Source organism: Undibacterium hunanense (genome assembly GCF_014284335.1).
In the GTDB taxonomy this organism is placed as follows: Bacteria; Pseudomonadota; Gammaproteobacteria; order Burkholderiales; family Burkholderiaceae_D; genus Undibacterium; species Undibacterium hunanense.
Genome location: NZ_JACOGF010000016.1, coordinates 32238 through 48726 on the forward strand (window position 1 = coordinate 32238; position 16489 = coordinate 48726).

General features: G+C 49.4%; 7 protein-coding genes and 1 CRISPR repeat array. Of the genes, 4 read left to right on the forward strand and 3 right to left on the reverse strand.

The features are described 5' to 3' along the window. Positions 1–82 precede the first annotated feature (82 nt). Positions 83–2284, forward strand: a complete 2202-nt coding sequence (locus H8L32_RS23520) for a TonB-dependent receptor plug domain-containing protein (RefSeq protein ID WP_186950004.1) — start codon at positions 83–85, stop codon at positions 2282–2284. Positions 2285–2370: 86 nt separating this feature from the next. Then, entirely contained in the window at positions 2371–3543 is a 1173-nt protein-coding gene (ampC, locus tag H8L32_RS23525; protein ID WP_186950006.1) for a class C beta-lactamase, read from the forward strand. A gap of 216 nt (positions 3544–3759) precedes the next feature. After that, a CRISPR array of direct repeats spans positions 3760–9336; the repeat unit is 36 nt; unit sequence GTTCCGGTCAGAGCACATATCCCAATCTGTTAGACT. A gap of 70 nt (positions 9337–9406) precedes the next feature. Here the strand turns inward: ampC and cas2 are convergent. Genes cas2 through cas9 form a run of 3 tightly spaced genes read right to left on the reverse strand, consistent with a single transcriptional unit; the run spans position 9407 to position 13716 of the window. Next, positions 9407–9733, reverse strand: coding sequence for a CRISPR-associated endonuclease Cas2 (gene cas2, locus H8L32_RS23530; RefSeq protein WP_186950008.1), 327 nt, complete (start codon positions 9731–9733; stop codon positions 9407–9409). 6 nt (positions 9734–9739) lie between these two features. Then, positions 9740–10669 carry a type II CRISPR-associated endonuclease Cas1 gene (gene cas1 / locus H8L32_RS23535; protein WP_186950010.1) on the reverse strand — a complete coding sequence of 310 codons (930 nt, stop codon included), beginning with the start codon at positions 10667–10669 and terminating at the stop codon, positions 9740–9742. Between the two features lie 5 nt (positions 10670–10674). Next, positions 10675–13716, reverse strand: coding sequence for a type II CRISPR RNA-guided endonuclease Cas9 (gene cas9, locus H8L32_RS23540; RefSeq protein WP_186950012.1), 3042 nt, complete (start codon positions 13714–13716; stop codon positions 10675–10677). A gap of 315 nt (positions 13717–14031) precedes the next feature. Between cas9 and H8L32_RS23545 the strand changes: the two genes are divergently transcribed. Both H8L32_RS23545 and H8L32_RS23550 read left to right on the forward strand, forming a co-directional pair. After that, a complete protein-coding gene (locus H8L32_RS23545; RefSeq protein ID WP_186950014.1) occupies positions 14032–14889 on the forward strand; it encodes a helix-turn-helix transcriptional regulator in 858 nt (285 codons plus the stop codon). 194 nt (positions 14890–15083) lie between these two features. Next, a complete protein-coding gene (locus H8L32_RS23550) occupies positions 15084–16286 on the forward strand; it encodes an ABC transporter permease subunit (RefSeq protein WP_186950016.1) in 1203 nt (400 codons plus the stop codon). Positions 16287–16489: the final 203 nt, after the last annotated feature.

Genomic DNA, 16489 nt, shown 5'->3' on the forward strand with positions numbered 1-16489 from the left:
CATTTTTTTGACAGTGAAACTTTGCGCCATACCAGGCGCAAGGGTCTGTCACGCCTTAACGAATTTTATGAAAGAACACATCATGTTGTTGCGATTAGCAAGATTCCCTTTGTCGCGCATGGCATTGGCAGCGCTGTCCCTGTTTGCTGGCAGACAGGCGCTGGCCCAGGCAGTTACTCCAACTGGCCAGCAAGTTGAAATCACCGCCAAGCCCCAGCAAGTGCGTGAACGCCAGGACGACATCGGCCTGCGCAGCACCTATGGCCGTGAAGAGATCGATAAATATGGCGATACCAATCTCAGTGAAGTGTTGAAACGCCTGCCCGGCATCAGCGTCACCGAAAGCAAAGGCAAGGGCGCAGAAATCCGTATGCGTGGTCTGGGCAATGGCTATACCCAGATTCTGCTGAACGGCCAGGCCACGCCGAATGGTTTCACCATCGACAGCATCGCCCCTGACCTGATAGAAAAAATCGAAGTCATGCGCGTGGCCGGTGCCGATGTCAGTGCCCAAAGTATCGCCGGCACCATCAACATCGTACTCAAGAAAAAAAGCGGCAATCAATCGACAGAAATCAAATCCAGCGCCGGCCTGCAATCCGGGCGCTTGTCTGGCAATGCGTCGTGGAGTATTGCTGACCATCTGCCTGTCGACATTGCAAACCAGGCAGACATCAATTACGTATTTGCCGGCAGCATCGAAAGCAATACCAACGATGTGAATGGCATACTGCGCGAAGGCCAGTACACACTGTCCAAAGCAGGACAGTGGCAAACGCTGGCAGACAGGCAACTGCAACAAACACAGCAAAACCGCCGCGACGCCATCAGCCTGACACCGCGCCTGAACTGGAAAATCGATGCCCAGAACAGCCTCAACTGGCAAGCGTACCTGAACTATGCCAGGCCAGAAAACGCCAAGCATGAAAAAGAAACCACCCTGGAGGGCAGCAGCACAGATTTTCCTGACAACCGCAGCATCTGGGCTGCCCATATCCTTACCAGCCGCAATGACCTCAACTGGGAACATCGCCTGGCCGACAGCGCCAAATTAAACATCAACTGGGGCTGGAACCATTTTGACCGCGACGCCAAATTTCAATTCTGGGGCAACGACAGCAAAGGCGTACAGACCACACATCGCTATGTGACCGGCGACGCCAATGAAAACGAATACCGCTTCAGCGGAAAATACCTGGCACCGTATTCAGAAAACCATGTACTCAGCCTGGGATGGGACAGCAGTCGCAGCGCCCGCACCGAAGGCCGCGATGAAGCCGACATCAATATCGCAACCGGCGACATAACGCCAGACAGCCATCACTACCAGGCAAGCCTGGTCAAACTGGCTGCCTACATACAGGACGAATGGACCATCAATACCGCCTGGTCTGCCTATCTGGGTTTGCGCTGGGAACGCATCACCAGCAATAGTCGCGAGGCAGGTGAATTTGATTTCTCAAATCGGTCCACCATGCTTAGCCCCATACTGCAAAGCGTGTGGAAACTGGATGCAAAACGACAATGGCGCTTTGCCCTGAACCGCAGCTTCAAACTGCCCACCGTTTTCAACCTGATACCGCGTCGCTTTCGCATCGACAACAACAATACACCCCTGAACGCAGACTTTCAGGGTAATCCCCAACTACGGCCAGAACGTGCCTGGGGCCTGGATGTGGCCTATGAACATTACTTGACCGAATCCAGCCTCATTAGCGTCAACACCTACTGGCGCCGCATACAAGACGTGATGCTGGAACGGCTGACGAAAAATGGCACGACCTGGCTCACAAGCATGAGTAACAGCGGAGGTGCCAAAGTCATAGGGCTGGAAGTTGAAATCAAAACCAAGCTGCAGGAATTGTCGCCCACTTTGCCGCCAGTAGAACTGCGCGCCAATCTCAACCGTAACTGGTCAAGCGTGGATCAGGTGCCGGGGCCAAACAATCGCCTGGCACATCAGACCGGCCTGTTGATCAGCACCGGGGCTGACTACCAGATCAACCCTGCCTGGCGCACCGGTGCAGATTTCAGTTTTCAGGCGGCAGACCAGATACGCGAATCCGACAACATCAGCACCCACACCGGCCCCAAACGCAACCTGGATATTTATCTGAGCTGGAAACAAAGCAAACAAAGCCAGTGGCGCTTTTCAGTCACCAATGTCTTGCAGCAAGACCGCCTGGCCAGCGGTGACTACACTGAAAATACAGAACGCTGGACAGACGCCGGACGCGAACAATCCGCACGCACCTGGCGTGTGGTGTGGGAATTGCGGTTGTGACCTGATCAAATACAGCCCTACATCAAAACAGAACCAAAACAGAGCAGCTTTTAAATACCATCTCTGCAAAATTTAAGGAAAATAAAATGAAATCCATAGCACTGCAATTTTTAAGAATCAGCATCCTTGCCATTGGCTCCATGCTTACCATTACAGCCATGAGTGCCGACGTGGATACGAAAGCTGACGCCATCAAGCACGTCACAGATGAAGCCATACTTCCAGTCATGAAAGCACATGCAGTCCCCGGCATGACCGTCGGTATCTTTGTCGATGGCAAGCAATACGTATTCAACTATGGCTTGGCATCCAGATCAGACGGCACGCCCGTCACCGATACCACCCTGTTTGAGATAGGCTCCATCAGCAAAACCTTTATCGCAACCATGACCACGCTGGCACAGGGCAGGGGCAAGCTCGCACTGACCGACACAGTTGCCGACCATCTTCCCAGCCTGAAAGGCAGCAGCTTTGGCGAAACCACCCTGCTGAGCCTCGGCACACACACCACAGGCGGCCTGCCGCAACAGGTGCCGGATGACGTATCGAATAACGAACAACTGATCACCTATTTAAAAAACTGGAAACCGGACCATCCTCAGGGCCAGTACCGCACCTATAGCAATGTCAGCATAGGTCTGCTCGGCGTTATTGCCGCACAGAGCCTGCAACAGCCAACCGTGACCATCATGCAAGAGCAAATCTTCCCCGCCTTGGATATGAAAAATAGCTATATCGTCGTACCAGACAGCAAACGGGCAGACTATGCGCAGGGCTACAAACAGGATGACACCCCAGTCCGCCTGAAGGAAGATGTGCTGTCCGCAGAAGCCTACGGCGTCAAAACTACCGCCAGCGACCTAGTGCAATTTATCAAGGCAAATATCGGCGAAATGAAACTGACACCAGAATTCACACTCGCCCTGAAAAACACCCACACCGGCTATTTCAAAGCCGGCGGCATGACCCAAAGCCTGGTATGGGAGCTATACCCCTATCCGACAGATATCGCCGCAGTCATCGAAGGCTCCACAGACCACATGGCCCGCGACGCCACACCCGTCACAAAAATTACACCTCCAATGATTCCAGGCAAAAATGTATTCATCCACAAGACCGGCGCCACCAACGGATTCGGCGCATACATCGCCTTTGTGCCTGAAAAGAAAATGGGGATTGTTATCCTGGCTAACAAGAATTATCCGAGTGCAGTGCGGATTAAAGCAGCGCAGCAAATTCTTGGGCAATTGGGGTTGTGAATCTCTGACGGGATTGACTGAATTGACCTTAAAGCAAGCGGTTTTTTGTAATAGTTCAAGTTTTCTCTCTGCGCATGTAGAGGATGGGTAACGCTCGCCCCAAGGTAAGGAAAAACCTGAGGGTGAGCGCAGCGGTGATGCAGTTTGATTGAAGGAATGAGCAGCGCTATCCCAATCTGTTAGACTGGTGGCATCGATCACCAGCCAGCGATTTACGTTCCGGTCAGAGCACATATCCCAATCTGTTAGACTACGCAGCCCGATACTATGGGGTCGTGCCACGTTCCGGTCAGAGCACATATCCCAATCTGTTAGACTTCGGCTTCGATTGGGGAATGGACCGGGGGGGCCGGTCAGAGCACATATCCCAATCTGTTAGACTTCCTGCGATTTATTGGGCATGGCGAACGATGTTCCGGTCAGAGCACATATCCCAATCTGTTAGACTAGGTGGGCCTGGGCTTCGTGTACTGTTCTGGTTCCGGTCAGAGCACATATCCCAATCTGTTAGACTACAAAACAAGCTTCAGTGAAGGTTACGATAGTTCCGGTCAGAGCACATATCCCAATCTGTTAGACTCGAATATCGGCGCATTGGTGATGCGCGGAGGTTCCGGTCAGAGCACATATCCCAATCTGTTAGACTCGAGGCGATCCGGCAGGCAATGGCTATTACGTTCCGGTCAGAGCACATATCCCAATCTGTTAGACTCGAAAAGCATCAGGCAACTGTTCTACAACTGTTCCGGTCAGAGCACATATCCCAATCTGTTAGACTTGAGGAAGCCGTCGCAAGCGTGATGTTGCTGTTCCGGTCAGAGCACATATCCCAATCTGTTAGACTCCTCACGACCAATGGTACGCTTGCCTCTTGGTTCCGGTCAGAGCACATATCCCAATCTGTTAGACTATTGCATCATCATCCATGTGCCGACGGCATGTTCCGGTCAGAGCACATATCCCAATCTGTTAGACTCGAATGCGGCTGCGGCGCTGGTCTGATTGAGTTCCGGTCAGAGCACATATCCCAATCTGTTAGACTAATTGATGATGGTATTGAGTCCGGTTTGCTGTTCCGGTCAGAGCACATATCCCAATCTGTTAGACTTTTATCAAACATGGCCAATACTTCAGCTGAGTTCCGGTCAGAGCACATATCCCAATCTGTTAGACTAACTGGGTGCGCAACTGTTTGATCGCTTGCGTTCCGGTCAGAGCACATATCCCAATCTGTTAGACTCAGCCTCTACAGGCGTATCTCAGAAGATGCGTTCCGGTCAGAGCACATATCCCAATCTGTTAGACTAACGTCAAATGAATGATTCTGACGCTCGTAGTTCCGGTCAGAGCACATATCCCAATCTGTTAGACTCTGGTATTTATTGGGTGTGACGACCGGCGCGTTCCGGTCAGAGCACATATCCCAATCTGTTAGACTGTGCAAGACAAACATTCGATTCTTGTACCTGTTCCGGTCAGAGCACATATCCCAATCTGTTAGACTAGCTGGCACGCCAAGGCGTTGCAGTTCTTCGTTCCGGTCAGAGCACATATCCCAATCTGTTAGACTACTGGCTGGCGGTAGGTATGGAAGGCGTCAGTTCCGGTCAGAGCACATATCCCAATCTGTTAGACTTTAACCACAGATCAAAAGATAGGCTGTCCTGTTCCGGTCAGAGCACATATCCCAATCTGTTAGACTACAAAGCGCGTGCACTGAATAACGACCTGAAGTTCCGGTCAGAGCACATATCCCAATCTGTTAGACTTCCATTTGCGCATGCTCACCAAAACCGGTGTTCCGGTCAGAGCACATATCCCAATCTGTTAGACTCGACACTGAACCGGCACCGCCGTACGATGCGTTCCGGTCAGAGCACATATCCCAATCTGTTAGACTTATGATGCCTGTTGGTATTGCTGCTGATACGTTCCGGTCAGAGCACATATCCCAATCTGTTAGACTTACCGAAACGCAAACGTAAGACATTGGTTCGTTCCGGTCAGAGCACATATCCCAATCTGTTAGACTTAGTGAGATTGGCGCGAATGCGGCTGTTGCGTTCCGGTCAGAGCACATATCCCAATCTGTTAGACTGGCTGAGTATTCACGCTCATAGCCTGGCACGTTCCGGTCAGAGCACATATCCCAATCTGTTAGACTTCGCCATTGACTTCCCATACACCCCGTATGGTTCCGGTCAGAGCACATATCCCAATCTGTTAGACTGCTAAGTCTGATGCTGAATTCAATCTTGCGGTTCCGGTCAGAGCACATATCCCAATCTGTTAGACTCCGGTTCCGCGATTACTGGGTAGCTGTACCGTTCCGGTCAGAGCACATATCCCAATCTGTTAGACTGCTGCCCGCGCGCTGATGGAAAAAGAACCAGTTCCGGTCAGAGCACATATCCCAATCTGTTAGACTCCAAACCGGAACAGCACCACGTCACCTGGCGTTCCGGTCAGAGCACATATCCCAATCTGTTAGACTCTATGTACTCAATGACGTCGTGGCGCTGGCGTTCCGGTCAGAGCACATATCCCAATCTGTTAGACTAATAATCTGCGCGATATGTTCCATAATCAGGTTCCGGTCAGAGCACATATCCCAATCTGTTAGACTCTTGCTGACTGCTACACGCCAGACACTATCGTTCCGGTCAGAGCACATATCCCAATCTGTTAGACTTCGCTGCTGTGGCACCCGTTTGGCTGTCGCGTTCCGGTCAGAGCACATATCCCAATCTGTTAGACTCAGCACGCGGCATCGTGTTGAATGAAGTGCGTTCCGGTCAGAGCACATATCCCAATCTGTTAGACTATAGGGCGTGGTGGGGCCAATACCAATACCGTTCCGGTCAGAGCACATATCCCAATCTGTTAGACTTGGTGCGACCACATCAAACCAGCCCGGCATGTTCCGGTCAGAGCACATATCCCAATCTGTTAGACTAGCACCACGTTGTGAGAACCCTTCAGCATGGTTCCGGTCAGAGCACATATCCCAATCTGTTAGACTAAAAAACCAAATCAATCCAACACCACTCAGGTTCCGGTCAGAGCACATATCCCAATCTGTTAGACTAAGTAGAAAGCTATGAAACCCAATGCGCCAGTTCCGGTCAGAGCACATATCCCAATCTGTTAGACTGGAGTTCACGGTCAATGTCTCTTCACCACAGTTCCGGTCAGAGCACATATCCCAATCTGTTAGACTCTTGATCCCGGCCACAAGCGCATTGAATAAGTTCCGGTCAGAGCACATATCCCAATCTGTTAGACTGCCGACGACCGGGGACTGAGGCGGAATGAAGTTCCGGTCAGAGCACATATCCCAATCTGTTAGACTATCAGCGGCATGGGCCTGGAGAACGGTTCTGTTCCGGTCAGAGCACATATCCCAATCTGTTAGACTCCGAAGAGCCAATCACCCTGGCTGAAGCCAGTTCCGGTCAGAGCACATATCCCAATCTGTTAGACTAATCCAGCGCTTTGTTTGCGGTCTGCGAAGGTTCCGGTCAGAGCACATATCCCAATCTGTTAGACTGTTTGACTGTATAAATAGCACGTAATAAAGTTCCGGTCAGAGCACATATCCCAATCTGTTAGACTCGTGCCATTAGCAGCGATTGCTCTGCCAACGTTCCGGTCAGAGCACATATCCCAATCTGTTAGACTCGTCTAATTTTGCATGAGCACCATCGCGCCGTTCCGGTCAGAGCACATATCCCAATCTGTTAGACTCTCACGTGTCTCCTTAATGCTTTTGAACTCGTTCCGGTCAGAGCACATATCCCAATCTGTTAGACTTACCAGCCAGGAAGGCCGCTAAAGCTGAAAGTTCCGGTCAGAGCACATATCCCAATCTGTTAGACTTTGTATGCAAATCACTCATTGGTCTTCAATGTTCCGGTCAGAGCACATATCCCAATCTGTTAGACTTGGTCAGCCTGGCGGTAGTTTTGACTGTACGTTCCGGTCAGAGCACATATCCCAATCTGTTAGACTACGTGAATGGCATCGTTGTGCATACCGCCCGTTCCGGTCAGAGCACATATCCCAATCTGTTAGACTCTACGTTGTTTTATGAACTCAAGTTTTACAGTTCCGGTCAGAGCACATATCCCAATCTGTTAGACTCTTTGAGGCTTTGATTAATGCTATGAATGCGTTCCGGTCAGAGCACATATCCCAATCTGTTAGACTACCAGGCGCTAGCTTATATGCAGGTGGTGGGTTCCGGTCAGAGCACATATCCCAATCTGTTAGACTTTTCGTTTTTTCTCAAAGGCATGTATGTAAGTTCCGGTCAGAGCACATATCCCAATCTGTTAGACTCGGACAGTCATGGACAAGCCGCACGTTACCGTTCCGGTCAGAGCACATATCCCAATCTGTTAGACTCTGAACAGATGACGCCAGCATCATAGTCAGGTTCCGGTCAGAGCACATATCCCAATCTGTTAGACTTGACGAAAGACGAAGCGCACAGCGCGCTGTGTTCCGGTCAGAGCACATATCCCAATCTGTTAGACTGCCTTCCAGGCACGCCGCCAGCGCTAAAATGTTCCGGTCAGAGCACATATCCCAATCTGTTAGACTATCGGCTTGCGTGACGCGGCATGAAGATGGGTTCCGGTCAGAGCACATATCCCAATCTGTTAGACTCAGCAAGAAATCAACAAGGCCAATGACGCAGTTCCGGTCAGAGCACATATCCCAATCTGTTAGACTCCCGGCATGACATCAGTCAGTTATGGAAGTGTTCCGGTCAGAGCACATATCCCAATCTGTTAGACTTCGAAGCGACCGATGCCACTGAAACTTTGCGTTCCGGTCAGAGCACATATCCCAATCTGTTAGACTAACAAGCGTAAACGAGAATGGCGAGCAAAAGTTCCGGTCAGAGCACATATCCCAATCTGTTAGACTCAACCAGGCTGCGCGATCGACATCGACATAGTTCCGGTCAGAGCACATATCCCAATCTGTTAGACTGCCAGGTCGATGCGCAACACGCTCAGTTTGGTTCCGGTCAGAGCACATATCCCAATCTGTTAGACTAGTGATAGGGTGGATAACAGCAACACCTACGTTCCGGTCAGAGCACATATCCCAATCTGTTAGACTTTTTCCTTTTAACAGTACCGGGGTTAGTCGGTTCCGGTCAGAGCACATATCCCAATCTGTTAGACTTCAGTACTCTGTCTGTAGTTAATCCACAGGGTTCCGGTCAGAGCACATATCCCAATCTGTTAGACTGAGCCGGAAGCGCGTAAATGGTTTGAGCAAGTTCCGGTCAGAGCACATATCCCAATCTGTTAGACTCCAGTTGTAGTAGTTGCCGCCGCTGGTCAAGTTCCGGTCAGAGCACATATCCCAATCTGTTAGACTGACGGCGGCAAAGCCGTTGCAAATTCTGTAGTTCCGGTCAGAGCACATATCCCAATCTGTTAGACTGCACTTGCCACATCCTGGGATAGTGCATAAGTTCCGGTCAGAGCACATATCCCAATCTGTTAGACTGAGCCAAGATGGCGAGCGCTGCCGTATTTTGTTCCGGTCAGAGCACATATCCCAATCTGTTAGACTTGTTCGTCATCCCAAGAGAAACCTTCTTATGTTCCGGTCAGAGCACATATCCCAATCTGTTAGACTGCTGGCGGCGTTGCCTGCCGTCCTCGCGCCGTTCCGGTCAGAGCACATATCCCAATCTGTTAGACTTTTACCATCGGTGCGCTCAACCGTCCAGCAGTTCCGGTCAGAGCACATATCCCAATCTGTTAGACTAGAAATGCAATAAACCCCTGATTATTCAGGGGTTTATTGTTTTTTGACGCAAGAAAAATGGCTAAATTCATCAAAATAAATCGAACTGATCCGGTATTTTTGGAGCTGCTTGCTTGGCTTTTCCGCGGAAAGTGATGATACGTTCGTACTGTTTATCAGTAAATTGTAGGATATTTACCTTGCCGCCGCTAGGCAGTTTTTGTTCAACGCGCCTGCAATAGGTCTCAACTTGCGTTTGGCTAGTACAAAAGCGCATATAAACTGAAAACTGCGACATCTCAAAACCCATGTCCAGCAATGAGTTGCGAAACTCCGTAGCAGCTTTGCGCTCGGCTTTCTCTATGACCGGTAAATCAAACATCACTATCATCCACATGATGCGATACCCGCTAAGCATGACATATTACTCGTCTAACAAAGACGAAGCCAGATTAAGAGGGAGGCCAGGTAGCGGCAAATCAAGTTTTTCTTTTTCGCCAATAAATATTTGGGCCAAGGAAGTTGCCAATTTTTGAGTGCAAACAATGATGGGGGTGACGCCTGCACTGGTTTGCATATCATCGTACATGGTGCGGACCAAGGCACGTTTGGTTTCTGGCGTAACCATGTCTTCCCCCTGTTTTTGTAGTTGCCACACTTTTAAATCCACCATGGGGCGAAAAGGTTCCATCAAGTCATCAACCAGGCGCATGGCGTTGCCCTGATTACTGTGATGCAATCCAAGCGTTGGGTGTAGCCCTGCAGAAACCACAGCACGCGCCGTGGTGGCACGTAATACGGTATAGCCATAGTTGAGCATGGCATTGAGTCCGCCGCCTTGCTGGTCGCGCCTGAAGCTTTCGCCAAACAATAGAGTCCAATAACGCCTTGCACCTTGCGCCTCAAAATTATCAGGGTCACCAGAGCGCACTTTACGTACGAGAGATGAAAGTGGAATGCTAGGCGCACTGGCCGCTTCTAGCGCAGCAGCTTGCTGCTGTAACTTGGATTTAACGATGTCCGCCCACAATCGCTTAATGGTGGGTTGCGATGCCGCAATTTGTGCATCAAAGCGCTTGGCCTGCTGGTAGTTGCCTTCTATTGGCAATAGCATGCCTGCAGCATTGTGATTAGCTGCGCATAGGACAAAAGGTGCGCAGCGTTCTGCCAGGGCGATTAAAAGATTATTGGTATAACTGAGACCATGTGCATTCGCAATTACTGCAGCAATGTCATCTAAAGGCACCTGGCCTAGTTCTTTGCGTTGCCCTTCGGTATCTTGTACCACCATGAAGCCGCGAGAGAGAAATAAATGTCTGCGGTCGTCAGCTATTTCTACAATGCGGCCTATCATGGTAACTACTCCTTGAATCCAGGGTCACGAAGAGTACCAATTGGTGAAATGGTAATTCTTCGTGCATGGAGTTTGCGAAGTGTGCTAGCTGGTGCGCCCAAGTATTTTATTTCACCGGAGTCCACGCGCTTACGTACGTTTGCCTCTCTATGTTCAATTAACCATGTCCTACCATCGCCTTGCAGCTTGGCAACGCGAAGAATTTGTTTACCGCTGCCATTTTCTATTATCACATTGTCGTCAATCATTAGTCGCATGACTAAAGGTTGTCCACTTAAGCTAATTTCTGGGTTTCGTAATTTCTTTACTCCTCCGGAGCGGACAATTTGATAAGCAAAAAAAGTTGAAATTACTTCACTTTCCCATTTACCTTTCTCATTTCGCACAATCTCAATGCAATAGTTACTGTCCCCCTTGTATCCCTTATAAGGCCGGGGCTCTCCATTTTCTAGTACTCCGTGTCTGTCCAATGCTTTTACGCTGGTAAAAGGAATGACTTTCAGACTTTCTTCGATTTTTGTACGTTTCCCATCGATAAATTTATGTACGCTTACTTTGCCGTTGCTTAGCAGTGAATAGGCTGTGTCATTGTGCATAGCACCTTCATGACTGTGATCGGGCTTGTGGCTAACCCAAATGTTATTCACAGCTCGTACAACATGGTCGTAATAAGAAGGCCATGGCAAAGGCATGTCCTCAACCAGCCGATTAAGTTGTCGTTCGCGTGCACTTGCGCTGGCCTGTGCAAAGCGCTGTAGCAGGCCTTGGTCAGTTACTGCTATTACACAAGCATCTACAGCATGGTGCCGATGGTCGTTGCGGTTCTTTTCTCCGTTTAAGCCTAGGACGTTATTTAAGCCAAATTTTTTCCTTAGCATGGCTGTCATCTGACCTGGAATAACGCGTGTATCCGGACAAATTAATTGCACGTATTCACGCGCTATTCTGCTCATGTACCTCGTATCGTTTAGTGCGCGAGCAAGGAAACCTGCATCGTCTTTTAACCAACGCTCATAACCATCTTTTGCAAAGCGATAGCGCTTTGCTTTAGGCATCTGCTCGGCTCTACCAAGTATGTTGTCATATTCAAATCCGGCGATCTGATTCTGCCCGAATGCATCCCATGGAGTGCGATTTCCTTTGAGTCTGTTTGCTTGTCTCATAGCTACTGTTTTGTTGTTGAGGCTATCATCCAGTGTCAAAGAAAATGGCAGGATGTGCTCTACTTCAACTTCATCACTAAGTAACGTGTGCGCATTGATTCTTGCTCCAGAATAGGGGCAATGTCTATCGGCAGGGTCGAAACTAAGTTCTTTCCAGAGTATCATTTTCTGAATATCAGCGTGCCTTACTCTTTCTTCACTTATGTTCAAAATTCCGGCAATTTCAGTTTTAATTTGACTGTTGCGTTTTTGATTTTCCGCCTGACGCTTGCTTTCATTGTCACGCTGCTCTTTACTTTGTTTAAGGTCTCTGGCGACTTCGACTATGACCTCTCTTGGATGACCATATTGCTTTATGAGTGCGTTGACGACGAGACGAATCTGATTTAATCCTATATGTACTGTTGGGTTGGCGATGCGGCCATATCGTCTTTCATCGGTGTCGTCCGCCTTTCCTGTTCCAAATCCGACGTGGCGTTGCAAAGCCTGGCCGTAGTACGGCAGTTCAGGAAAAATCTCGCCACTCGCGGAGAGACTAATATTGCTGTGATGTTCAAAACCCGCAGCGATAACCGCCTTGTCATAAGTGACTACATCACGCCTTAGTTCAGGGAGAATTCGTGCCAGTGCTTTTATTGAAAGGCTGCCATACCCTTCCGGCAAAGCTGTATTTGCTATGCTTTCGGCTCTCTCTTCGCCTATTCCAGTTTCTTCAATCAACCATCGTATTAGCTTTGCAAGATTTTCTTCTGTGATTAATTGCAGCACGATAGCATCTTGTTTTTCTTCGCTAAATGAAAACCAGTCCTTTCCAAAGCATTCATTGGAACTCATTTTTACTGTCGTAATATTTCCTTTGAGTTCTTGGCGTTTCGGGTCCTCAAAATTGAAGTTGACGTTGCCAATACCAGGCAAGTTCTTTATTTGGGTAAATGTTCGCTTGCTGTTTTCTTCGAGTGCCTTAACCAGTGCATCTCTTTGTGTCAAAGTCAGTGCTTCCTCGCGCATATACTCCCTGAGTATCCGCAAATTATTCACTTCCTGATAGATGCGAAATCTTTGTGTGCTAGGCAGTGCCAGAGGTGCACGTTCTTCATCGGGTAAAAAAGTACAACGACCAGGCTTGACAGGTTTGAGTGGACGTTGATGTAGCAGAACGTCTTTGAGATCTTGATATGCTGCTTCAGTGTAAAGGTGAGGTTTGAATTCGGCTTGTTTTTTCCAAAGCGCATCAAACTCTGCTTCTATCATTGCTCTGTCTATGTAAAGATCATAGCTCTTATCAAGACGTGTCTTACCATCGTCTTTGGTGACTTTGGCTTCGCGATATCTGGCGCGGACGGTTTTCCCTGCCGCGTCACGTTTGTACAGCCATTCGCCAACGGTTCGACAATTTTCCTCGACCATCGCAGTACGTAGTTTACTAATAGCGGTTTTTAATGCCCCGCTATCATTGTCTTTTTTATCGGTTTTACGGTTACTTTTAAAGCCACGCCTTTGATTGATGTGGAACAAAGCTCTGCCAAACTCTCCGGGTGTCAGTTCTTCATCCAGGCCGGTACCTCTCAAATGATAGGGGTTCAGAGTTTCCAATGCTTTTCTTTGTTCCTCGTCAGAAGGGAAAAAACCATGTTCAATCAATGAGCGCATCATTCGTGCTTTACGTTTAAGCAGTCGGTCACGCCGTCTGCGCATTGCACGCGCTTCTCTACGAGTTACAGCGAGTGAAGAACCATCTTTCGGATTTCGGCCATTTGAAAATATTCGAACTCCTGCTTTAATAATGGCGCAGGGCAAGTTTTGTGCGTTCAGGCGTATCATTGCCCAACCCAAGGAAGTTGATCCCAAGTCTAAGGACAGGCGATATATCATTTTTCCAAGCATGTGCCGCTCCATGTTATTTTACTAATACATTGACTTTACAATAATATTGACATAACATACAAGCATTATCAGATTGGGATATGTGCTCTGAACGCTAACAAGCTGAAAGATGCACCAAATGAAAAGGCCGCTATATGCGGCCTTTTGCTTTTTGCGCGTTGCATATCCTTCTGCCATCACAAAAATTAAGAAATTTAATTGCGCAAAGAATAAGCTAATGTATGGATTATTAGTGTAATGGCGATGTCTTGATTGTGGGGAGTAGAGCGGTGCATCTGGTCATCGTGAATGGATTATTTTTGATAGTGATGGCCTATGCTACTTGATCTCAATACCGTTTTTCACAGCGAGCTTTTATCCATTCGCCATGGCATTGCGCGGCCATCGCCTGATGGGGTGAGCAATATTGAGTGCGAGTCAGCGGATTTGATTTTGTTGCCGATCAAGGGGGTGTTTGCCAAGCATGATGGGCCCAGGCAGCATTTTATTGCCAACCCTAATCACGGAATATTGCTGGGTGCGGGCAGGCCGTATCGCATCAGTTTTCTTGATCAGGTCGGGGACGAATCCCTGGTGCTGGATTTTCCGAAAGAGGTGTTGGCAAGCGTGCTGGTTGAGGCTGTTGCTGGCGAGGATTTTGGTTCGTCTGCTCTTGCACCGCATTGTCTGCTTTCGCCTGCCAGCGTGATGAATCGTGAACTGTTATGGCGACATTTAAGACAGGCTGTTGTTGACTCTCTGGCGGTAGAAGAGATCAGTCTCGCCATGCTGACCGGGGCGTTGCAGGCAGCCAGTGTGCGTGGTCGTCTTTCTGATCGCGGCAAACAGTCAGTGACGATGGCGCGCCGGCGCCAGCAGGTTGAAACCGTGAAGGAATTGATTTCTCTTCATGCCAATCAGGACTGGACGCTGACCAGCCTGGCGCGCCATGCGCATACGTCGCCTTTTCATTTGGCCAGAGTATTCCGGGAGCAGGTGGGTGTGCCTGTGCACCGCTATCTGATACGCACACGTCTTGGCAAAGCGCTGGAGGCAATGCAGTCGGCAGAGCTGGACTTTGCCGCCATCGCGCATGCGAATGGCTTTGCCAGTCACAGCCATTTTACGTCCAGTTTCCGGTCGCTATTTGGATTGACGCCTTCTCAGTCACGTCAGCGTATGGCTATCTATTAAGGTTGTCAGGTATGGGTTGAGCAAGATTATGGTAGCGGCTGTCTGGTCTGATAGTTAAGATGGATGGCATTTATCTAGTCTGAAATATCAAGCGCGAAAGTCACCATGCACTTTTCCATGAAAGCCAGGTTTGCCATCTTGTTTCTTGCATCTTCCTGTGGTGGTCTACGTAGCCAACGGTGGGTAGACCTTCCATGAATCATTATTTCACGGCAAAGGCTGGTTTTGTCCGGGCTTATTCTCCTTTGTTGCTATTGGGCCTTGCCATTGCCTTTCCATTTTTTGCTGCGCAGTTTGGCAATTCATGGGTGCGTATCATGGATTTTGCCTTGCTGTATGTGATGCTGGCACTGGGCCTGAATATCGTGGTTGGTTTTGCCGGTCTGCTGGATCTGGGGTATATCGCTTTTTATGCGATGGGTGCTTATATGACGGCCTTGCTGGCGTCGCCGCAGTTTGTATATGTGCTGGAATCTTTCATCAACACTTTCCCGTTGGTCGGTAATGCCTTGTTGTGGTTGTGCGGGCCGGATGTGGCTGCGCATGGCATACATTTGTCGGTGTGGCTGATTGTCCCGCTGGCGGCTGCACTGGCCGCCGCACTGGGGGTGTTGCTGGGTGCTCCTACTTTAAAACTGCGTGGTGATTATCTGGCTGTGGTGACGCTGGGGTTTGGTGAAATTGTGCGTATCTTTATCATCAACCTGAATGCCCCGGTCAATATTACCGATGGGCCAAAAGGCATCATTGCGATTGACCCTGTACGTCTGTTCGGGGTGTCACTCAGTGGTGAGGTGGGATCGCATGCGACGGTGCAGGTGGGTGGTTTTTCCATGCCTTCTGTGAATGCGTATTACTTTCTGTTTCTGGCATTATGCGTGGCAATTATTTTTGTCACGATACGTTTGCATGATTCTCGCCTGGGGCGTGCTTTTGTGGCGATACGCGAAGATGAAACCGCCGCGCAGGCGATGGGTATCAACACCCGCAATATCAAGCTGCTGGCATTTGCAATGGGGGCGTCGTTTGGCGGTGTGGCAGGGGCGATGTTTGCGGCTTTCCAGGGTTTTGTGTCGCCAGAATCGTTCTCGCTCAATGAGTCGATTACGGTATTGTCGATGGTGATTATTGGCGGCATAGGGCATATCCCCGGTGTTATTTTGGGCGCTGTGACACTGGCCGTGTTGCCAGAGGTTTTACGTTATATTGTGTTGCCGGTGCAGCAGTATTTGTTTGGTCAGGTGCTGGTCGAGCCTGAAATATTGCGTCAGCTACTGATAGGTCTGGCCATGGTGACTATCATGCTGAAACGTCCGGCAGGTTTGTGGCCCCAACCCAGGCATGAAGACAAGATGGTGTCGGCTGTTCTGGTGCCGTCAATCGCCAAAGGTAGCTAGAACTCATTTCATAAATAGGAGCGAGATGCGTTTGCCTCATAACGCGGGCTGGCAATGGGCCTATTGACAACGAGTCCAACGCAGTCCAGCACGCGTTATGAGGCAAACCCTTCGGGAACTGACGATTTGGGCGTATTGCAGCGTTGTGCCGCTTGCTAAGGCACCAGCCTTAGCTGCGCGTCACGCCTTGCACTACATCCCAA

Coding starts and splice junctions, on each gene's coding strand:
- H8L32_RS23550 (WP_186950016.1), top strand. CDS start 15,084: ATGAATCATTATTTCACGGCAAAGGCTGGTTTTGTCCGGGCTTATTCT.
- H8L32_RS23520 (WP_186950004.1), top strand. CDS start 83: ATGTTGTTGCGATTAGCAAGATTCCCTTTGTCGCGCATGGCATTGGCA.
- cas1 (WP_186950010.1), bottom strand. CDS start 10,669: ATGATAGGCCGCATTGTAGAAATAGCTGACGACCGCAGACATTTATTT.
- cas9 (WP_186950012.1), bottom strand. CDS start 13,716: ATGCTTGGAAAAATGATATATCGCCTGTCCTTAGACTTGGGATCAACT.
- ampC (WP_186950006.1), top strand. CDS start 2,371: ATGAAATCCATAGCACTGCAATTTTTAAGAATCAGCATCCTTGCCATT.
- H8L32_RS23545 (WP_186950014.1), top strand. CDS start 14,032: ATGCTACTTGATCTCAATACCGTTTTTCACAGCGAGCTTTTATCCATT.
- cas2 (WP_186950008.1), bottom strand. CDS start 9,733: ATGCTTAGCGGGTATCGCATCATGTGGATGATAGTGATGTTTGATTTA.